This window comes from Streptomyces sp. LUP30 (assembly GCF_001746365.1).
Lineage (GTDB): Bacteria > Actinomycetota > Actinomycetes > Streptomycetales > Streptomycetaceae > Streptomyces.
In genome coordinates this window covers 1-18,756 of sequence record NZ_MJAJ01000088.1, presented here as the reverse complement: position 1 = coordinate 18,756, position 18,756 = coordinate 1, and the positions used below count along the sequence as shown (strand labels likewise).

Here is an 18,756-nt window from a genome sequence, read left to right as displayed (position 1 = left end):
GGGTGTTGCGGGACTTCGTGGCGGGAGCCTGGTGGCACAGCACTTCGCCGGAGTCGCATTTCACGAAATCGCTGATCTGCTCACGGCTCACCGAGGACGGCGGGAGGATAAATCGCTGATCTGCTCACGGCTCACCGACGGCTGCCGACGGAGTGAGCCGGGAGGACGAACTGACCGATGACGAGGAGGTCCTGCAGACGTATCGGGAGCGGTTCGGCATCGCGTTGGAGCGGGTGCCGGCGGTGCGGACGGCGATGTCACGGCAGGCGGCAGGGCGGACGGGACGGGCGGGGGGTTCGGCGGGCCGGGGCGGTCGGCCGGAGTCGGGGGCGCGGCGGGCGGCTCCGGCGCCGACGGTCCGGCCCCGGCCTCCACTCCGGCCCGCCCGGCCGGCGCCGTCCGCGCGTCCGACCCGTCCGGCACTTCCGGCACTTCCGGGCCGGGCAACTGGCGCGCTAGCCAAAGGAGTTCGGCGAGCTCGCGAGGGGTGGGCGCGGTGTCCGACGTTGCCGTCAGCAGCTCCGTCAGCCGTTCGAGGGCGGACCGGTCGCCCTTCGGCGCCGCCTCAGAAGCCATCGCCGTCCGCCGTGGCGCTCAGGTACGGCATCAGCTGCTCGGCCAGGGCGTCGCGGGAGGCCGCGTCGAGCCCGGTGACGCCGGTGAGGTAGAGGGCGTTCAGCAGCTGGTCGGTGGCGAGTTCGCCGTCGGCGGCGCGGGTCAGGAAGCGGTCGATGAGGCGTTCCGCCTCCCCGGGCGGGGTGTCCAGATGGGCCCGGACGATGTCGCTGAGCTGCTCGCGGTCGGGACGGCGCAGCTTCAACCGGACGCAGCGGCGCAGGAAGGCCGGCGGGAACTCGCGCTCGCCGTTGCTGGTCAGGACGACGAACGGGAACGCGCGGCAACGGACCCGCCCGCGGGCCACGGTGACGGGGACGTCCGAGCCGTCGGCCAGCACCTCGGCGGTGGCGTCCGCCCGGGAGAGCCGCGCCGCGCGCATCAGTTCGGGGATCTCGTACTGCCCCTCCTCCAGGACGTTCAGCAGGTCGTTCGGCAGGTCCAGGTCGCTCTTGTCGATCTCGTCGACGAGCAGGGCGCGCGGACGGGCGTAGGGGAGCAGCGCGGTGCCCAGGGGGCCGAGCCGCAGATGGTCCTCGACCCCGCCGCGGGAGGCGTCCTCGCGCTCGCGCCACGCCGCCTGCCGGGCCGCGTACAGCCGGGACAGCGGGTCGTACTGGTAGAGACCGTCGGCCAGGGTGGAGCGACTGGTGATGTTCCAGCGCAGCACCGGGCCGAGACCCAGCTCGCGGGCGACCGCGTACGCCAGGGAGGACTTGCCCGTGCCGGGCGGCCCGGTGACCAGCAGCGGGCGGCGCAGCACGAGCGCGGCGTTGACGAGCTGGACGCTCTCCGCGGTGGCGACGTACGCGCGGGCGCGGTGGACTCGGTCGGGCGACACGGCCGCCTCGTCGTCGGCGTCCCGGGGCGGCGGCACGAGGGGCTCGCCGTCGAACGCGCGCCAGGGCGGCGGCTCGGGCAGCCGGTCGATGCCGTCGTGCGGCGCGCTGTTCCCGGTGTAGACGGACCAGTGGGGCATGCTTCTCCGAAACTCGGCGTGACTCGATGGGGCGGCTCAGGCCACGGGGGAGTGGGCGTGGGCGGGCGCGTCGCCGTGGGGGTCGGTGAAGACACGCGGGTCGTCCCACAGCAGCTGGATGTCGTGCGCCCAGTGGCCGTCCTCCGCGTCGGCCTCCTCGCGCAACGCCAGGACGAGGCGCGGGAGTTCGGCGGGCGGCACATCCGACACGCAGGCGTCCAGCTCGTCCAGGAACGTCTTGCCCGCACAGCCCTCCCCGCCCGCGCACAGCTCGTCGGGCCCGGCGCCGCAGCCCTCGCGGGACCAGACGACCACCGGGGCGGGCGCGTTGACCGTGGTGTCGAAGTGCGGGCGGGTGCGGGACGCGGCCGGCGCGGCGCCGAAACCGGCCAGACAGGCGTCGTCCCGCCGCAGCCGCAACCGCAGCCGGCGGGGCTCCTCGGGCCCGCCGCACTCGACCCGGTGCACCCACGCGCCGGACGCGGAGTCGAGCCGCTTCCACGCCCGGGCGAGCTGGTGGCGCATGCCCGCCCTGCGGCGGGCCTGGTCGGTGACGACGAGCGGGTACACGCAGCCGAGCGGCGTGTCGTCGTCGGGGGCGCTCGCCCAGCGGTCCACGGGCAGGTCGATCCACTCACGGGGCAGCGCGAACGCGATCAATTCGTCGCAGCCGGGCGTCAGATACCGGAAGGCGGCCTCGATCCGGTCCTGCACATAGGCGCGTACCCCGGCCTGCGGGACGGTGCCGGAGCCGACCGGGTGCCTGCGTCCGCCGCTGTAGGCGCTCACCTCGACCAGGACCCGCCCGTCGCCCGCGCCGCTGCGCCGCAGGTCGACGAGGATGGGCGACCAGTCGGGCGCGGCGGCCGCCTCGACGGGGGCCGCGAAGAGGGACTCCACATGCGCGGTGAAGCGGGCGACGGTGGCGGCCGCGTCGTCGCCGTCGACCTCGCACAGCACGAACAGGGCCGCCGAACGCAGGGAGTCGAAGCCCTCCTCGGGGGCGTCCGGATCCAGCGGCCCCCTGGCGGCCTCGTAGAGCCGCACGCGCCGACCGGGGTCGTCGTCCAGCCCTTCGCGGACGGCGCGCTCCACCAGCTCGCGCAGCCGGGCGCGGTCGGCGCCGCGGTGGTCGGAAGTGGGCACCAGCCCCTCCAGCGCGGGCCAGTAGCGCGCCATGACCTCGGTGGGCATCATCCGCCCGTTGTGCACGCCCCGGTCGCCGGCTGCCGCCGTGACCATGCCGACCACCTCGCCGGTGTCGGCGAGGGCGACCGCCGCGCCGCTGAACCCGGGGGCGAGCGGCTGCCCGCCGAGCTGCCAGGCCTCCAGCTGGATCCACTCGCCGTTGAGCAACTGCCGTGCGGTGATGCGGTATTCGGCGAGCGTTCCCTCGTCGAAGCCGACCGGGAAGCCGTAGACGACGAGCTTGCGGGGCCGGTCCGCACGAGGGCCGTCGGCCGCGTCCACCGGAGCCAGCGCGGCCGGGGCGATCGCCACCTCGCGGGCCAGTTCCAGGACGGCCAGGTCGCCGAGGTCGGTCGTCGCGCCGCCCCAGCCGCCGTCGGCGACCACCCTGGCCGGCACCGCGGGGAAGCCGGGCAGCTCGGTGAAGGTCACCGTCAGGGCGTCCGCGGCCGCGCCGTGCACGACGTGGGCGCAGGTCAGCACCGTGTTCGGGGTGACGAGGAAGCCGGCGCCCGCCACCTCGCCGCCCTTCCCGATGCGGGCGTGCCATGCGGCGCTGTTCATGAGCCGCCTGACGGCGACCAGGTCAGCTTCACGACGAGGTGCCCCTCCGCCGTGCCCTTGGCGATGATCGCGCCCGTCTCCGCGGAGAACTTCACCCCGAACTCGATCTCGACGCCGTCGGGTCGTAACGTCCCGTCCCTGAACACCCGCAGTGCGGACTCGGCTGCCGCCCGCACGCCCTCCAGAGCGCCCTCGAAGGTGCGGGTCGCCCGGACCGTCCCGTCGCGGGCCACCAGCCGGGAACCGGGCTGCCCCTGTGCGACCGCCTCGACGGCCACCACGGCCCCGTCGTCGGTCTTGAACTCCACCAGTCCGTCCACGGTGTCCCCCGTCGCCCCTTCCGTTTCTCCTGCGCGCTGTGCGCACCCATTGTCACGGACGGTGCTCGTGATTGTCCCGCGTTCACGGCGCGTTCGTGGCCCGGATCACCCCCAGCTCGACCAAGTCCTGCGGACGGATGCGCAGTTGGTCGGCGGTCGCCTCCGCCTGAGCGGGTGGCCGCTTGAGGATCGCGGCCGCGGACTCCGGGGCGATGACCGAGAAGTAGCTGTCCGGCGTGGCCCAGGTGCGGCCGGGCGCCGCCAAGGCCAGCGCGCCGCCCGAACCGCCCTCGCCGATCACCAGCGTCGTGATCGGCGTGCGCGCGGCGGCGACCACGCCGAACAGCTCCGCGATCGCCGCGCCCGCGCCCTGGCGTTCCGCCTCGGCGTCGTTGGCCGCGCCCGGGGTGTCCACCAGGGTGAGCACGGGGATGCCGAGCCGTTCGGCGAGCCGGATCAGCCGGACGGCGGTGCGGTAGCCGGCGGGCCGCGTCGCCGCCCCCGTCTGCGCGGCGTACGCGACGGTGCGGCCCCGGTGGACGCCGAAGCCGCACAGCATTCCGGCGGGGTCGACGCCGCCGCACCGGTCACCGGAGATCGCGAGCCGGCGGGTGAAGTAGGCGTCCAGATAGGCCCCCGCGCGCGGACGCTTCGCCGAGCGGGCCCGCTGCACGGCGTCCCAGCCGGTGGCGGGCAGCCCGGCCTCCCCGAGCGCGCCGGGCACGGGCGCCGCCACGACGACGCTCCCGGCCCCCGGGCCGCTCGGGGCACCGGTGACGGGCCGCCCTGTCTGCGCGCCGGAGGCGTTCGGCGGGGTCGGGCCCCCGGGTGGGGGGTTCGTCGCCCGGGCGCCGTCGGTCAGGAGACGCAGCCAGAGGCCGAGCACGTCCCGCAGCTCCACCGCCGGCACCACCGCGTCCGCCGCGCCCGCGGCGACCTGCGCCTCCGCCGTATAGGCGGCCGGATCGGCGTCCGGCGGGCGGACCCGTGAGCCGGCGAAGCCGACCTGGGCGCCCGGCAGCGCCAGCACCACGTCGGCGCCGGCGCCCAGCGTGGCCCAGCCGCCGCCGGTCGTGGGATCCCGCAGGACCGCCACCTGCGGCAGGCCCGCCTCCCTGGTGAGCGCCGACTGCCGTGCCACCCGCTGGAGCTGCGTGAGCGCGAGCATGCCCTCCTGCATGCGGCTGCCGCCGGTGGCGACCAACGGCACGACGGGGAGCCGGTGTTCACGGGCGTACGTGTACGCCCCGACCAGCAGGTCGCCGGTGCGCTCACCCAGCGAACCGCCCAGGAAGCCGAACTCGAAGGCGATCAGGACGGCACGGACGCCTCCGACGGTCGCGGTGCCGCACACGACCGACTCCGACTCGCCGGTGCGCTCGGCCGCACGGGCGCGGGCGGCGTCGTAGCCGGGCCAGCCCAGGGGGCCGTCCGGGGCGGACGGCCGTTCCTCGTGCGGGAGCCGGACGAAGTCGTCGGCGACGAGGGCGATCACCTCGCGCGCGCTCGCACGTTCCGTCGTCATGCCGGCAGCGCCCGCTTCATGATCTTGCCCATGTCGTTGCGGGGCAGCGCGTCGAGGTAGCGCACCACGCGGGGCCGCTTGTGCGGCGCGAGCCGCCGTGCCACGTGGTCGGCCAACTCGCTTTCCGGCGGCGGCGACTGGGGGTCCGCCGGCACCACCCACGCGACGATCCGTTCACCGAGGTCGGCGTCCGGCTCGCCGGTGACGGCGGCCTCGCGCACCTCCGGATGCTCCAGCAGCGCGTTCTCGATCTCCCCGGCCCCGATCTTGTAGCCGCCGCTCTTGATCAGGTCGGTGGCCTTGCGCCCCACGATGCGGACGTAGCCGTCGGGATCGCGCACGGCCACGTCGCCCGTGCGGAACCAGCCGTCGGCGGTGAAGGCGGCGGCGGTCGCGTCCGGCCGGTTGAGGTACTCCGTGAACAGGTTCGCACCGCGCACCTGGATCTCCCCGACGCTCTCCCCGTCGAGGGCGTCGACGACCGACCCGTCGTCCTCCACCAGCCGCAGCTCCACCCCCGGCAGTGGCAGTCCCACGGTCCCGGCCCGGGCCTCGCCGTCCGCCCGCACGGCGGTGTTCATCAGCGTCTCCGTCATGCCGTACCGCTCGACGACCCGCCGTCCGGTCGCCGCCGCGATCCGCTCGTGGTCGTGCACGGGCAGCGCGGCCGACCCCGAGACCAGCAGCCGGGCCCCCGCGAGCGCCTTGGCCAGCGCGGGGTCCGCGGGCAGCGCCTCGGCGATGCGGTGGTACATCGTCGGCACCCCGAACAGCATGGTCGCGCCGCTGCTCAGCTCCCGCGTCACACCCTGCGTGTCGAACCGCCCCAGATGCCGCACGGACCCGCCCCGGCGCAGCGGCCCGAGGACGCCCAGGACCAGGCCGTGGACGTGGAACAGCGGCAGCCCGTGCACGAGCACGTCCTGCTCGGTCCACTGCCAGGCGTCGGCGAGCGCGTCCAGGGTGGCGGCGATCGCCCGGCGCGGGATGACCGCGCCCTTGGGCGGCCCGGTGGTGCCGGAGGTGTAGACGACGAGGGCGGGCTCCTCCTCGCCGACGGCCTCACCGGCCGGCGGTTCCGCCTTCCCGCACACGGCGACGTCGATCCGCCGCAGTCCCCGCACCGGGGCGGGCAGTTCCGCGCCCGGCGCCGCCAGCACCAGGGCGGGCGCGCTGTCGGACAGGATGTGCCCGAGCTCCTTCTCGCCCGACTTCGGATTCAGCGGCACCGCGGCGGCCCCCGCGAGCAGCACGCCCACCACCCCGACGGCGGTCTCCAGCGAGGGGGTCGCCCACACGGCGACCCTCCCCGCCCCCCGCACCCGCCCGGCGACGACGCCGGCCGACGCCGCGAGTTCCGCGTAGGACAGCGAGCGCTCACCGAACCGCAGGGCGGGACGCGAGGACGGATCGTCCGACAGGGCCGGGAAGAGAGGGGTCACGCGGCTACTCCTTGCGAACGGTGAACGGTGAACGGGGAACGGCGAACGAGAACGACAGCACCTTCCTACCCCGCGGCACGTGCGATCCGGCCGAGCGGGGGGTTGATCCCGCTCACTGCGCGACCCGCCTTGTTAGCCTTCCGGGGATCGGACAGTCGTACGAAGAGGGAGCCCGTCGTGGCGCGAGTCGCGCTTGTCACCTATGACCCCCGGTCGCAGGCGAGCAAGGACGTCGATCTTCCGGTGCTGGTGGAGGCGTTGCGGGCGGCCGGTGCCGAGGCGGACGGGGTCTTCTGGGACGACGCCGACGTGGACTGGGCCTCGTACGACCTCGTCGTCATCCGCTCCACCTGGGACTACAGCTGGCGTGCGGACGAGTTCACGGCCTGGGCGCAGAAGGTCGCCGCCGTGACCCGGCTGGCCAATCCGGCCGCGGTGGTGCGGTGGAACGCCGACAAGCGGTACCTGGGGGAGCTGGCGGCGGCCGGGGTGCCGACCGTGCCGACGCGGTACTTCGCGCCCGGCGAGCCGGCCGAGCTGCCGGCCGGGGGCGAATACGTGATCAAGCCCGCCTCGGGCGCCGGCGCCCGCTATGCCGCCCGCTACACCCCCGACGCCCACGAGACGGCCGTACGCCATCTCGCGCGGCTGCACGCCGAGGGACTGACGGCGATGGTGCAGCCGTATGTGCGCGCCATCGACACCGGCGGTGAGCGGGCCCTGCAGTTCTTCGGAGGCCGCCTCCTGCACGCCAGCCGCAAGCGGGCCGTGCTGGCCCCGGGCACCGCTTTCGACGCGGAGAAGGTCGCCCACCCGGGGCTGGAGCCCTGGACGCCGAGCCCGGCCGAACTGGCCGTCGCCGAGAGCGCTCTGGCCGCCCTGCCCGGCGCGCCCGAGCTGCTCTACGCCCGGGTCGACCTCGTGGACGGCGACGACGGGCGGCCGCAGGTGATGGAGTTGGAACTGGTCGAGCCGAACCTCTTCCTGTTCCTGCACCCGGAGTCGACGCCGAAGGTCGTGACGGCGATCCTGGCGGCCGCCGCCCGCTGACCGTCCGCCGTCGTCAGACCGTCTTCGTCAGACCGCTGACCGCTGACCGCTGACCGCTGACCGCTGACCGCTGACCGTGGCCGCTGCCCGGGCCCGCGACCCGGGCGTCGTCCGTCGGCTACTCCCTGGTCGCCGTCCGCTGGAGCAGGCCCCAGGTGAACTCGGCGACGACCTCCCGGCGCACGCCCCGTCGGTCCGGCGCCGTGAAGGCCAGCCCCCAGCGGTTGGGGGCGGTGCCCTCCAGGGGACGGGCCGGGGCGAAGGCGAGGGCGGCCTCGTCGATGGTGCAGGACCAGGGAGTCAGGTCGTCGAGGCTCTCCAGGAACGGCGGCCGGGCTCCCGGGGCGCGCACCAGCCACTCGTTCCAGACGGCGCCGGTCGGGGCGAGCAGCACCTCGAAACGCAGGTCGGGCCAGAGGGAGACCGGCCACAGCCAGGCCTCGCAGTCGAGATCGCCGACCCGGCGGGCGATTCTCGACTCGGGTTCGCCGAGGACCGAGCGGTAGCGGGCGAGCGTCCCCCTGGTGTGCGGGGAGTGGACCATTGCCTGCCAACGTTTGTTGGCCTCTCTCATCTGCGTCAGGGAGACGCCCAGGTCATGGCGGGCGTCCTCCACCAGATCCGGGTTGTGGTCGGCCATGCGGCGCAGCAGGACCAACTGGAAATCGAGGGCCGTGAACGAGCCGGCGAGGCGTTTCTGGGTCGGCATGCGTCCCATCCTGGCCCACGACGGGTACCGTCCGGGGCCACCGTGCGTTTCCCGGCCATTGCCCGGCGCAACGGCGTATGACAGCCTGTGTTCGTCATGCCGATCGCCTGTTGATATCTCGAACACAGGCACCGACCATCGATTAAGGGAGGGGGCCGGTCGTGGGACGCCTCGTACCTGCCGTGACCCGAGCTCTCGACATCCTCGAGCTCTTCCTCGACGGGGACGGTTCGCTCTCCGCCCCCGACATCGTGCGCAAGCTCCAGCTTCCGCGCACCACCGTGCACGAACTGGTGACCACGCTCTCCGCGCGGTCGTACATCGTGCCCGTCCCCGGACAACCCGGACGGTACCGCCTCGGAGTGCGTCCGTACCAGCTCGGCAGCCGCTATGCCGAGCAGCTCGACCTCGCCGCCGAGGGTCAGCAGGTCGCCCGCACCGTCGCCGAAACGTGTGACGAGACGGTCCACGTGGCGATCCTGGAGGGCACGGACGTCATCTACATCGCCAAGGTCGACTCCACGCACGCGGTCCGGATGGTCTCGGCCGCGGGCCGGCGCCTCCCGGCCCACTGCACCTCCGTCGGCAAGATGCTGCTGGCCTCGCTGCCCGAGCCGGAGCTCAGCGCACGCGTCCCCGACGACGCCGACCTCGTGCGGATGACCCCGAACAGCATCACCGAGCCCGGTGCGCTGCGCGAGGCCCTGGCCGAGATCCGGGAGCGGGGCGTCGCGGTCGAGAGCCGCGAGTCCAACCCGGACGTCAGCTGTGTGGCGGCGCCGGTGCGCGACCGCACGGGCCAGGTGGTCGCCGCGCTGTCCATCTCGGTCCCCATGATCCGCTGGAGCGACGACCGCCGCGTGGAGCTGGAGCAGCTCGCCGCGAAGGGCGCGGCCGAACTGTCCGAACTGCTGGGATACCGGAGCGTGGCATGAGGACGTCGTACGAGGTGGCCGTCCGGGCCGAGGCGACCCTCGGCGAGGGGCCGACCTGGGACCCGGCCACCGGCCGGCTGCTCTGGATCGACATACTCGGCTCCCGCCTGCACGCCTACGACCCCGCCACCGGCCGCCGCACGGTGCGGGCGACCGACCAGCACGTGGGCGCGGCCAAGCCCCGGGCGGGCGGCGGCCTCGTCCTCAACCTCCGCGACGGGGTGGGCCTGCTCGACCCCGACGACAGCTTCCGCTGGCTTCGCCACGAGCCGGTCCCCGGCCGTCGCGCCAACGACGCGGCGGTGGCGCCCGACGGTTCCCTCTGGGCCGGCACCATGCGCTACGACGAGGCCCCCGGGGGAGGCACGCTGTCCCGGCTCGCCGGCGACGGCTCGGCCGAGCTGGTCCTCGACGACGTGGCGGTGAGCAACGGCACGGGCTGGAGCCCCGACGGCACGCTGATGTACTACATCGACTCGCCGACGCGCCGGGTCGACGTCTTCGACTGCTCGGCGGACGGCCGGGTGAGCGGCCGCCGCCCCTTCGTCCGTGTCGAGGACGGCGCCGGATTCCCCGACGGCCTCACCGTGGACGCCGACGGCTGCGTGTGGGTGGCCCTGTGGGACGGGGGAGCGGTACGGCGGTACACCCCGGCCGGCGAACTGGACCGGGTGATCGCGCTGCCGACCCCGAGGGTCACCGCGTGCGCCTTCGGCGGCGCCGGCCTGACGGACCTGTACGTCACCACGGCCCGGGTCGGCCTGACGGCCCCGCACCCGGTGGCCGGCTCGCTCCTGGTGATCGCGGACGCCGGCAAGGGCCTGCCCCAGCCGGCCTTCGCCGGCTGACGACCGGCCGCGCCCACCGCGCCCACCGCGTCGACGCGGCCCCGGCCGCTACCCCAGGCCCGCTCGCAGGCCCGCCCGTTCGAGCTCGGAAGGGGTCAGCGGCGGACCGGTCAGGGGCCGTTTGAGGGGGCCGGCGGTGGCGGCCAGCAGGACCGTCGGGGTCAGCAGGACCTGCGGGCCCCGCTCCAGCGACGTCACGTCGGTCACCCGGCGCGCGATCCGGCCGCTGCCGGTGGCCGTGAGCATGAGACGGCCCACGTACGCGGCCAGCAGCCGGTCGCGGAGCGTGGGGCCGTTCTCCGTCGCGCCCGGATAGAACACGTCCTGGCCGACGGCGAGGTCCCAGGCGGCGCCGGCCGGGCGGGCCACCGCCCGCTGCACGCGACGGGACAGTCCGGTCGAGCCCCAGCCGTGCCGCCGGACGGACTCCCGCAACGCCACCGCGCTCTGGGCGGCGACCGCGAGACCGTGGCCGTAGAGCGGGTTGTACGCGGCCAGCGCGTCGCCGAGGACGGCGAAGTTCTCCGGCCAGGCCGCCATCCGCTCGTAGTAGCTGCGCCGGTTGACGGTGGCCCGGGTGTACGACACGTCGGACAGCGGCTCGGCCCGTTCGAGCAGCTCGCCGATGACCGGGTGGCGCAGCTCCTCGCGGGCGAAGCGGACGAAGTCGTCGTTCTCGGCGGTCGGTTCGCCGCCCCGCGTGCCGTTGAGGGTCACGATCCAGCGGCCGTCCTCGATGGGCAGCAGAAACCCCGCCCGGCCCGGACGGCCGTCCCGGACGTCGGGCTGCACGTTGACGATCGGATACCCGGAACGGGCCTGCTCGGGCGCCAGATAGAGCCGGCTCGCGTAGGCCAGCCCCGAGTCCACCTCGCGCCGCTCCACCGCGGGCAGGCCGAGGGCCTGGAGCCACCGGGCCGCCCGCGAACCCCGCCCGGTCGCGTCGACCACCAAGGCGGCCGGGACGATCCGCTCCGAACCGGCTCCCGAACCGGATCCCGAGCCGTCCCCTCCGCCCGTCCCGCCCCGCGTCCGTACCCGTACTCCCGTGACGGCCCCGGCGTCCCCGACCAGCCCCGTCGCCTCGGCCCCGGAGAGCAGTTCGATCCGCTCGTCGGCGAGGACCCGGGCGCGGATCGTCGCGTCGAGCAGATCGCGTCCGGCCAGGATCACGTGGTGGGACTCGGGCCAGCGGCGGAACCAGCCCCGCGGGCCCATGACGACCATGTCCGTGGTGACCGGCGACCTGCGCGCGCCGGCGTCCCGCAGGGCCTCGGTGACGCCCGGCAGCAGTTCCTCCACCGCCCGCACTCCGCCCGACCACAGCATGTGGGCGTGGCGCGCCTGGGGCAGACCCCTGCGGGGCGCGGGCCCGTCGGGCAGCACGTCCCGCTCGATCACGACGACCCGGTCGGCGAAACCGCTCAGGGCGCGTGCGGCGAGCATGCCCGCATGGGATCCCCCCAGTACTACGGCGGTTCTGGCGGGGTTGGAGGGCTCACTCATGCGTGGACATGCTCTCTGCCGGGGCGGCCGCGTGGGTGCGGACCGCCTGGAGGTCGACGGGGTGGCGAAGGACGCGGGACACGGCCTGGATCTCCCGCAGGAGGTAGGTGGTGTCCGGGCCGGAGGAGGAAGGGCCGGAGGAGGCGGCGGCGGGGGAGGCCGTCGTAGCGGGGGAGGCGGTCCGGGCGTCGGCCCGCGGGGGCGTCGGGGCTTCCGGCGCTCCCGGGCCGCGCCGCGAACGCTCCCTCGCCTCCACGGCGTCCAGCAGCGCGACGCCCGCCGCCAGGGCCTGCGCCCGGCCGCGTTCGAAGCCGAGGGCGACAGCGGCGTCGTAGGACCGGGCGCGCAGGCCGTCGTCCAGATGGCGGGCCAGTTGCAGGAGCGCGTCGCGGATGAACGTCTCGCGGCGGATCAGCCGCAGTTCGGGGGTGGCGCGCAGGTCGAACGGCTCGCGTCCGCCGGTGACGGTCCGCATCAGCCGGGACAGCGGCTTCAGGCTCCGGTGCCGGCGGCGGACCCGCCAGCGCTCCTGCAGATACTGGCCGGCGTGCGGCACGATGAAGCCGATCGCGACGAGCGTGGCGGCGATGCAGGCCGCCGACGGCGCGATGCTCGTGTTCAGCCAGTCCAGGTCGTGCCCGGTCCAACGGGCCGCGACGGCCGTCAGTTTGGCCGCGCTGAACAGCAGGTTGGTCACATAGCCGGCCCCCAGGAAGCGCAGCCCCCAGCGCAGCCAGGCGTCGAGGCCCTCGGTGCGGCTCCAGTTCCACACCAGCCGGGCGGTGACCGAGCAGGCCACCGTGTGCGCGAGCAGGTAGAGCAGGATCTCCTCGCGCATGTAGGGCGTGTTGGCGTAGTACGTGTCGAGGTCCCGGATCCGCTCCACGGGCACGTCGGCCAGCGCGAAGAGCACCCACAGGGCGACCACCACGCCCGCGTAGACGGAGACCACCCACCGTGTCGCGCGCCGGGTCTGGGCCGAGCGCTCCGTACGGCCGTTGCGCCAGGCGATGATCAGCAGCAGCCAGGACGCGGACAGTGCGGTGAGCAGGGAGTACACCCAGGGCGCGGCGATGTTCGGCACGCCGGTGACCCGGTTGGTCCAGGCGATGGTCTTCGGGGCCGCGAACACGAACACCGCGCAGGCGAACACCAGCAGACCGCCGACGGCGCGCAGCAGCGGGTCCCGCCAGAGCTTGAGGATGCTGGGGAGCTTGATGGCGAGGGCCGCGCCGAGGACCGCGGTGGGCAGCCAGAACGAGATGTACAGCCCGTGGTTCACCGCGCGGTACCCCGGCGTCCCCGGTAGCCCAGCGTGCGCTGGACCGCGGCGGTCTCCGCGCCCGGTCCGGGGGCCGCCGCCGGACCGGGCGGCCCGGAGTCGGACAGATAGCGCCGGAACCGGGCCGCGAGGCGGTGGCCGAAGTCGTCGGCCTCGGCCTCGTCGTCCTCGCGGGAGCCGTTGCGGGCGGCGACGGCCAGCGCGACGGAGTCCCAGCCGGGCCGGTCGGCCAGCACGCCCGCCGCCACCGTGCCGACGCCGTGATGGTGATGGCGGTGCCCGGCGTGCAGATGCCACAGCTCATGACCGAGGATGACCAACTGTTGTACGGCCTCGGCGCGTTCCTCCACGATCACCAGGTCGAACTCCTGGAACTCCACCCACAGGCCGGTGACTTCGATCTCGTCGGGGAACCGCTCGAACCGCACCTCGACGGGCCGGCCGCCACGCCGTGCGGACATCTCCTCGCAGAGCGCCCGGCACACGTCCCGCACCCCGGACGGGCGACTCGGTCGCGCCCGCAGCGCGGCGGAGAGATCGCCGGTCAGCTCGCGCATGGTTGGTCCGGTCCGCGTGCGCCACAGTGCCGAGGCGATCCGGGCCGCCTTCCCGCGCGCGCCCGCGATGTCCATCCGCTCCCCCTTCTCCACCGCCCGGCGGCAGCCTGTTCGAGCCTACGCGGCCGGTTGTGCTCACGTCACGAGAAGCGGGGACGGGGACCGCGACAGAAAGCGCTGTCAGGGATCGCGTCAAAACCATTGACGGGCAGGCGCGTTGATTTTACGGTCCCGTTCGAAGTGACGAGCATGATTCGATATACCGAACCTTGCTCACGGGACCGGCCGGAGCGCGGAGAACGGCAGGCCCACTGGACCGCCAGGAGCGCGGAGAACGGCAGGAGCACGAAAACCGGCGCGCGGGCCGGTGTGGCCGGGCGCCGGAGTCCACGCACCGGGCCCGCAGAGGAACCCGCAGCGCAAACCGAGACCCGAAAGGCCACGATGAGCACCGCCCGTTTCACTCTCGACCCCGCCTTCACCACAGGCGAGGTGAACCCCCGTCTCTTCGGCTCCTTCGTCGAACACCTCGGCCGTTGCGTCTACACGGGCGTCTTCGAGCCCGGCCATCCCGCTGCCGACGCCGAGGGCGTCCGCACGGACGTCCTGGACCTCGTGCGGGAACTCGGCGTCACGGCCGTCCGCTATCCGGGCGGCAACTTCGTCTCCGGCTACCGGTGGGAGGACTCGGTCGGTCCCGTGGCGGACCGGCCCCACCGCCTCGACCTGGCCTGGCACTCGACGGAGACGAACCGCTTCGGCCTCTCCGAGTTCATCGGCTTCCTCAGGAAGATCGGGCCGCACGCCGAGCCGATGATGGCCGTCAACCTCGGCACGCGCGGAGTCGCCGAGGCGCTCGCACTCCAGGAGTACGCCAACCACCTGGAGGGCACCGCCCTCTCCGACCTCCGTGTCGGCCACGGCGACAAGGACCCCTTCGGCATCAGGCTGTGGTGCCTGGGCAACGAGATGGACGGCCCCTGGCAGACCGGCCACAAGACGGCCGAGGAGTACGGCCGTCTCGCCGCCGAGACCGCCCGGGCCATGCGCCAGCTCGACCCCGGCGTGGAGCTCGTCGTCTGCGGTTCCTCCAGCCAGTCCATGCCGACGTTCGCCGAGTGGGAGGCGACGGTCCTGCAGGAGACGTACGACCTCGTCGACCACATCTCGCTGCACGCCTACTACTGGCCCGAGGACGGTGACGTCGACTCCTTCCTCGCGTCCGCCGTCGACATGGAGGCGTTCATCGAGAACGTGGTGGCCACCGCCGACCACGTGGGCGCGCGGCTGAAGTCGAAGAAGCGGATCAGCCTCTCCTTCGACGAGTGGAACGTCTGGTACCTGCCCGAGTGGGAGGAGCACGCCAAGGGCATCGACCAGGCCGACTGGCCGCAGGCCCCGCGTCTGCTGGAGGACTGCTACAGCGTCACCGACGCCGTCGTCTTCGGCTCCCTGCTGATCGCGCTGCTGCGGCACGCCGACCGGGTCGCCGTCGCCTGTCTCGCCCAGCTCGTCAACGTCATCGCGCCGATCATGACCGAGCCCGGCGGCCCGGCCTGGCGGCAGACGACGTTCTTCCCGTTCGCCCAGGCCGCCCGGTACGGCCGCGGCCAGGTCCTCGACGTCCGGGTGGACTCGCCGACGTACCGGACGCGCAAGTACGGCGAGGCGGACCTCCTGCACGCGACGGCGGTCCGCGCCGAGGACGGGTCGGTCACCGTCTTCGCCGTCAACCGCGGCCGTACCGAGGCGCTTCCCCTCCAGGTCCGCCTGGGCAGCCTCGGCCTGACGTCGGTCGTGGAGCACAGCGTGCTCGCGGACGCCGACCCGGACGCCCGCAACACCCTCGCCGACCCCGAGCGGGTCGCCCCGCACCCGGCCGAGGGCACGACGCTGACGGACGGCACGCTGACGGCGACGCTGGAGCCGCTGTCCTGGAACGTGATCAGGCTGGCCTAGCCGGTGCTCGTGCGGCGGGGCCGCCCGGCCGCTGACCCCACAATGGGTCCATGAGGATCTCGGCGAGGGCGGACTACGCGGTGCGGGCGGTGCTGGAACTGGCCGTGCGGCAGGGCGGCGGCGACCCCGTCAAGGCGGAGTCGATCGCCGCCGTGCAGGACATCCCGCACAAGTTCCTGGAGGGGATCCTCGGCGATCTGCGGCGCGGCGGGATCGTCGACAGCAGGCGCGGCGGCGGGGGCGGTTACCGGCTGGCCCGGGACCCCGCGGCGATCACGGTCGCGGACGTGATCAGGACGGTGGACGGTCCGATCGTGTCGGTGCGCGGCGAACGCCCGACGGGGCTGACGTACACGGGGTCGGCGCAGCCCCTGCTGCCGGTGTGGATCGCGCTGCGGGCCAATGTGCGCCGGATCCTGGAGGGCGTCACCATCGCGGACATCGCGGCGGACGCGCTGCCGGCCCCGGTGAAGGAGCTGTCGGAGGAGCCCGCCGCCTGGGAGAACCCGTGACCGGTGGGCGAGGGGATCCGGCGGGCGCGGTCCACGGGGTGTGAACGGGCCGGGGTGAATGGCCGGAGTTCCACCTGGGCGTGCCCCAGCGGTCTCCCTACGATGCGATCGCCCCGGTTCTTCACAGCAACTTCATTGATCCTTCACATGGTTGCTGTGCGGAGCCGGCCGCATCCACCCCCCACCGATCCGAACGAAGGGGAGAGACCATGGCTAGTGGGCTGCTCCTGGGCGGCGCTGTCGCCGCTCTCGTCACCGCCGCCATACCCGCGCACAACCCGTCCCCGGGGTTCGTCGACCCGCCCCCGGACAAGATCGTCATCAATGTGGCCACGGTGAACGGCTCGGGCTGCCGCCCGGGCTCGGCGGCTGTCGCCGTCTCCGAGGACAACACCGCCTTCACCGTGACCTACAGCGAGTACCTCGCACAGGTCGGCGGCAACTCCGACCCGACCGCGTTCCGCAAGAACTGCCAGCTGAGCCTGATCGTCCACGTCCCCTCGGGCTTCACCTACGCCATCGCCAGCGCGGACTACCGGGGCTTCGCCTCGCTGCAGTCCGGGGCCAACGGTGTGCAGCGGGCCTCGTACTACTTCCAGGGCTCGTCGCAGACGGTGTTCAAGAACCACACCTTCAACGGCGCGCTCAACGACAACTGGCAGGCCACGGACACCACCGACTGGGCCAACCTGGTCTACGCGCCCTGCGGAGTCCAGCGCAACTTCAACATCAACACCGAGCTGCGGGTCAACGCGGGCTCGTCCTCCGCGTCCAAGGTCAGCTTCATGACGATGGACTCGACGGACGGCGACATCAGCACCGTCTACCACATGGCCTGGAAGGAATGCCCGGGCAAGTGAACCGGTCCCGGCCCTGAGGCCGCCCGGCTCCTCCGGCGCACCGGAGGAGCCGGGCGCGATCACGTGCGGCAGATCAGCGCTCCACGCCGAGCGTCAGCGTGCCCGTGTATCCGGACGACGTCGAACCGCCCAGGGCGGTCAGGGTCAGGAGGCCGGACGCGGCGCCTCCGTCGTCGTAGATCGAATCCTGGGCGAGGGTGGTGCGGGCGACCCTGTTGGCCGAGTAGGGGGAGACCTTCGCGACGGCGGCGGTGACCCTCTCGTCGAAGAAGAGCTGGCCGGTGTGGAGTTCCCGGCCGCCGGTGAAGCGGCCGTCGGAGGTGACGGTGACGCCGGTGTGCACCTTGACGTGGACGTGGATGCAGCGGCCCCGGTACCAGCCCGGGTAGATCGTGGTGATCGACGCGACGCCGCCGGAGTCGGTGAGGACCGCGCCGCGCAGGAAGGTGCCGTCGTCCGTCTCGCTGTGGCCGTTGGCGCCGACGAAGCCGGAGTACTCGCCGAGGGCGTCGGCATGCCAGATCTCGACCAGCGCGTTGCCGATCGGGACGCAGCTGGCGTCGTCGACGACCGTGAGGGCCAGCTTCAGCGGGACGCCCGCCTTGCCCTCGGTGACGTCGGCGCGGACGTACTGTCCGTCGAGGTGATAGGGGCCTTCGGTCATCTCCTTGGTGAGGGTGCAGACGGCCGTGGCGGCGACGGGAGCGGTGTCGGTCACGGTGTCGTCGGGGACCTCGGGCGGGGCGGCGGCGCCTACGGCCAGGGCGGCCGCGGTCGCGCCGGTGGCGAGGAGTACGGTTCGGCGCGCTATGGGGGTGCGCGCATCTGGAGTGTCTGTCATGGACACGGCACCCTAGGGGCGGTTCCTGTCGGCACACTGTCAGCCAGGCAAAGTCCCGGCCCGTCAAGGCCCTTGCCGGACAGGGGAAGACGCCCGGCCGCACGGATGATCGTCGTGCGGCACGACCGAGGCCTGGGCGCCCGACATCTCGTACCGGGGCGGCAAGCACCTGCTGTACTACGCGGTCTCCACCTTCGGGCCCGACAACTCGGCGCTCCACCTGGCCACTTCGCCTTCGGGCCTGCCCGGCTCCTGCGCCGACCGCTGCCCCTCGGCCGGCAAGCAGCTCTCCCCCGACACCGCCCGGCGCACGATCGCCGCCCGCCCCGCCGGGACCAGGGCCATCGAGGCGCCCCACGTCGTGAAGCGCACCGACGCCGACCTGATCGCCTGCCACTACTACGACGGCAACGACGACGGCACACCCAGGCCGGGCGTCAACCTCCTGAACCGGAGCAGCGGACGGCCCGTCGCCCATTGACCCCCGCGGGCCACGCCGCCCCCCGGCGGCGTCGGACCACGGGACCTCACCGGCGAGCCGGCCAGGGCTCGTCCCGCCCCGGCCGCGGGGAAGCCCGGTGAGCGGCTAGCCCGCCTGGCCCATCCCGGCCGCGTTCGGCCAGCTCTGGGCGTTGGGCCAGCCGGTGGCCGGCGCCGGGGAGAGGCCGTTGGTGCCCCGGACCTGGGCGGCGGTGAGGCCGCCGCGGGCCGGGACGCCGGGCGGGGTCGGGCCCATCGGCGGCGCCATCGCAGGGGCCATGGGGGGAGCCATGGCGGGCGACATCGGGGGAGCCATGGCCGGGGACATGGGGGGAGCCATGGCCGGGGCCATCGGGGACGCCATGGCCGGGGACATGGCCGCCGGGGACATGGCCGCCGGGGACATGGCGGCGGGGGACATGGCTGCCGGGGCCATCGCCGCCGGGGCCATCGCCGCCGCCGGCGCCATCGGCGGGGCCGGGGCGGGGGAGGGCGTGGGGAGCGGGGTGGGGGTGGGAAGCGGGAGGGGAGCGGGCGGCGGGGGAGCGGGGTGGGGGTGGGAAGCGGGAGGGGAGCGGGCGGCG

General features: G+C 74.0%; 18 protein-coding genes and 2 pseudogenes. 9 read left to right on the top strand and 11 right to left on the bottom strand.

What is annotated here, in order from left to right; genetic code table 11:
• Positions 1-248 (top strand): annotated as a pseudogene (locus BG482_RS44620) (arylamine N-acetyltransferase); the annotation flags it as partial.
• Positions 249-565: 317 nt separating this feature from the next.
• On the opposite strand, the gene BG482_RS38795 reads toward BG482_RS44620, so the two are convergent.
• From BG482_RS38795 to BG482_RS38775, 5 genes are all read right to left on the bottom strand, one after another.
• Positions 566-1,594 carry a MoxR family ATPase gene (locus BG482_RS38795; protein WP_069773922.1) on the bottom strand — a complete coding sequence of 343 codons (1,029 nt, stop codon included), beginning with the start codon at positions 1,592-1,594 and terminating at the stop codon, positions 566-568.
• Positions 1,595-1,630: 36 nt separating this feature from the next.
• Positions 1,631-3,346 carry a trypsin-like peptidase domain-containing protein gene (locus BG482_RS38790; protein WP_069773921.1) on the bottom strand — a complete coding sequence of 572 codons (1,716 nt, stop codon included), beginning with the start codon at positions 3,344-3,346 and terminating at the stop codon, positions 1,631-1,633.
• Positions 3,343-3,666 (bottom strand): CU044_2847 family protein, encoded by a 324-nt coding sequence (locus tag BG482_RS38785; protein ID WP_069773920.1) that lies wholly within the window; start codon positions 3,664-3,666, stop codon positions 3,343-3,345. The genes BG482_RS38790 and BG482_RS38785 overlap by 4 nt, the downstream gene beginning before the upstream one ends.
• An 82-nt stretch (positions 3,667-3,748) precedes the next feature.
• Positions 3,749-5,191, bottom strand: coding sequence for a carboxyl transferase domain-containing protein (locus BG482_RS38780; RefSeq protein WP_069773919.1), 1,443 nt, complete (start codon positions 5,189-5,191; stop codon positions 3,749-3,751).
• Complete coding sequence (locus tag BG482_RS38775) at positions 5,188-6,633, bottom strand: acyl-CoA synthetase (protein ID WP_069773918.1); 1,446 nt, start codon at positions 6,631-6,633, stop codon at positions 5,188-5,190. The genes BG482_RS38780 and BG482_RS38775 overlap by 4 nt, the downstream gene beginning before the upstream one ends.
• Before the next feature lie 177 nt (positions 6,634-6,810).
• Between BG482_RS38775 and BG482_RS38770 the strand changes: the two genes are divergently transcribed.
• Positions 6,811-7,683: a RimK family alpha-L-glutamate ligase gene (locus BG482_RS38770; RefSeq protein ID WP_069773917.1), complete on the top strand. Its 873-nt coding sequence runs from the start codon at positions 6,811-6,813 to the stop codon at positions 7,681-7,683.
• A gap of 118 nt (positions 7,684-7,801) precedes the next feature.
• On the opposite strand, the gene BG482_RS38765 is transcribed toward BG482_RS38770, so the two are convergent.
• Positions 7,802-8,392, bottom strand: a complete 591-nt coding sequence (locus BG482_RS38765) for a hypothetical protein (protein ID WP_069773916.1) — start codon at positions 8,390-8,392, stop codon at positions 7,802-7,804.
• Positions 8,393-8,553: 161 nt separating this feature from the next.
• Here BG482_RS38765 and BG482_RS38760 point away from each other — a divergent pair, with 161 nt between their 5' ends.
• Together BG482_RS38760 and BG482_RS38755 are read left to right on the top strand one after the other, a co-directional pair.
• The gene (locus BG482_RS38760; RefSeq protein WP_069773915.1) at positions 8,554-9,327 is read left to right on the top strand and encodes an IclR family transcriptional regulator; all 774 of its coding nucleotides are present in this window, start codon (positions 8,554-8,556) and stop codon (positions 9,325-9,327) included.
• Positions 9,324-10,175: an SMP-30/gluconolactonase/LRE family protein gene (locus BG482_RS38755; protein ID WP_069773914.1), complete on the top strand. Its 852-nt coding sequence runs from the start codon at positions 9,324-9,326 to the stop codon at positions 10,173-10,175. The genes BG482_RS38760 and BG482_RS38755 overlap by 4 nt, the downstream gene beginning before the upstream one ends.
• A 48-nt stretch (positions 10,176-10,223) precedes the next feature.
• On the opposite strand, the gene BG482_RS38750 is transcribed toward BG482_RS38755, so the two are convergent.
• The 3 genes from BG482_RS38750 to BG482_RS38740 are packed head-to-tail and all read right to left on the bottom strand — an operon-like array spanning position 10,224 to position 13,595.
• Positions 10,224-11,681: an NAD(P)/FAD-dependent oxidoreductase gene (locus tag BG482_RS38750; RefSeq protein WP_176741575.1), complete on the bottom strand. Its 1,458-nt coding sequence runs from the start codon at positions 11,679-11,681 to the stop codon at positions 10,224-10,226.
• On the bottom strand, positions 11,674-12,963 hold the full coding sequence (locus BG482_RS38745; protein ID WP_069773912.1) for an MAB_1171c family putative transporter: 1,290 nt from the start codon (positions 12,961-12,963) through the stop codon (positions 11,674-11,676). Before BG482_RS38745 ends, BG482_RS38750 begins: the two co-directional genes overlap by 8 nt.
• Positions 12,960-13,595 (bottom strand): toxin-antitoxin system, toxin component family protein, encoded by a 636-nt coding sequence (locus BG482_RS38740; protein WP_176741574.1) that lies wholly within the window; start codon positions 13,593-13,595, stop codon positions 12,960-12,962. Before BG482_RS38740 ends, BG482_RS38745 begins: the two co-directional genes overlap by 4 nt.
• 369 nt (positions 13,596-13,964) lie before the next feature.
• Between BG482_RS38740 and BG482_RS38735 the strand changes: the two genes are divergently transcribed.
• The 3 genes from BG482_RS38735 to BG482_RS38725 all read left to right on the top strand — a co-directional run bounded on the left by BG482_RS38735 (position 13,965) and on the right by BG482_RS38725 (position 16,851).
• Entirely contained in the window at positions 13,965-15,479 is a 1,515-nt protein-coding gene (locus BG482_RS38735; protein WP_069773911.1) for an alpha-N-arabinofuranosidase, read from the top strand.
• A 50-nt stretch (positions 15,480-15,529) separates the two neighbouring features.
• Positions 15,530-15,991 carry an Rrf2 family transcriptional regulator gene (locus BG482_RS38730; protein ID WP_069773910.1) on the top strand — a complete coding sequence of 154 codons (462 nt, stop codon included), beginning with the start codon at positions 15,530-15,532 and terminating at the stop codon, positions 15,989-15,991.
• Between the two features lie 209 nt (positions 15,992-16,200).
• Positions 16,201-16,851 (top strand): DUF4360 domain-containing protein, encoded by a 651-nt coding sequence (locus BG482_RS38725; RefSeq protein WP_069773909.1) that lies wholly within the window; start codon positions 16,201-16,203, stop codon positions 16,849-16,851.
• 73 nt (positions 16,852-16,924) lie between these two features.
• On the opposite strand, the gene BG482_RS38720 is transcribed toward BG482_RS38725, so the two are convergent.
• Positions 16,925-17,692, bottom strand: coding sequence for an intradiol ring-cleavage dioxygenase (locus tag BG482_RS38720; protein WP_069773908.1), 768 nt, complete (start codon positions 17,690-17,692; stop codon positions 16,925-16,927).
• Between the two features lie 127 nt (positions 17,693-17,819).
• Here BG482_RS38720 and BG482_RS45700 point away from each other — a divergent pair.
• Positions 17,820-18,173, top strand: a pseudogene (locus BG482_RS45700) (hypothetical protein); the annotation flags it as partial.
• 105 nt (positions 18,174-18,278) lie between these two features.
• Here the strand turns inward: BG482_RS45700 and BG482_RS45880 are convergent.
• Complete coding sequence (locus tag BG482_RS45880; protein WP_306287017.1) at positions 18,279-18,452, bottom strand: hypothetical protein; 174 nt, start codon at positions 18,450-18,452, stop codon at positions 18,279-18,281.
• 10 nt (positions 18,453-18,462) lie between these two features.
• Here BG482_RS45880 and BG482_RS45875 point away from each other — a divergent pair.
• The coding region (locus tag BG482_RS45875) for a hypothetical protein (RefSeq protein WP_306287016.1) at positions 18,463-18,756 on the top strand (294 nt) is incomplete at its 3' end.

Excerpts from the sequence above, each read along its gene's own strand:
- BG482_RS38795 (WP_069773922.1), bottom strand. The coding sequence starts at position 1,594 with ATGCCCCACTGGTCCGTCTACACCGGGAACAGCGCGCCGCACGACGGC.
- BG482_RS38790 (WP_069773921.1), bottom strand. The coding sequence starts at position 3,346 with ATGAACAGCGCCGCATGGCACGCCCGCATCGGGAAGGGCGGCGAGGTG.
- BG482_RS38780 (WP_069773919.1), bottom strand. The coding sequence starts at position 5,191 with ATGACGACGGAACGTGCGAGCGCGCGCGAGGTGATCGCCCTCGTCGCC.
- BG482_RS38765 (WP_069773916.1), bottom strand. The coding sequence starts at position 8,392 with ATGCCGACCCAGAAACGCCTCGCCGGCTCGTTCACGGCCCTCGATTTC.
- BG482_RS38755 (WP_069773914.1), top strand. The coding sequence starts at position 9,324 with ATGAGGACGTCGTACGAGGTGGCCGTCCGGGCCGAGGCGACCCTCGGC.
- BG482_RS38750 (WP_176741575.1), bottom strand. The coding sequence starts at position 11,681 with ATGAGTGAGCCCTCCAACCCCGCCAGAACCGCCGTAGTACTGGGGGGA.
- BG482_RS38740 (WP_176741574.1), bottom strand. The coding sequence starts at position 13,595 with ATGGACATCGCGGGCGCGCGCGGGAAGGCGGCCCGGATCGCCTCGGCA.
- BG482_RS38735 (WP_069773911.1), top strand. The coding sequence starts at position 13,965 with ATGAGCACCGCCCGTTTCACTCTCGACCCCGCCTTCACCACAGGCGAG.
- BG482_RS38730 (WP_069773910.1), top strand. The coding sequence starts at position 15,530 with ATGAGGATCTCGGCGAGGGCGGACTACGCGGTGCGGGCGGTGCTGGAA.
- BG482_RS38725 (WP_069773909.1), top strand. The coding sequence starts at position 16,201 with ATGGCTAGTGGGCTGCTCCTGGGCGGCGCTGTCGCCGCTCTCGTCACC.
- BG482_RS38720 (WP_069773908.1), bottom strand. The coding sequence starts at position 17,692 with ATGACAGACACTCCAGATGCGCGCACCCCCATAGCGCGCCGAACCGTA.
- BG482_RS45880 (WP_306287017.1), bottom strand. The coding sequence starts at position 18,452 with ATGGCCCCTGCGATGGCGCCGCCGATGGGCCCGACCCCGCCCGGCGTC.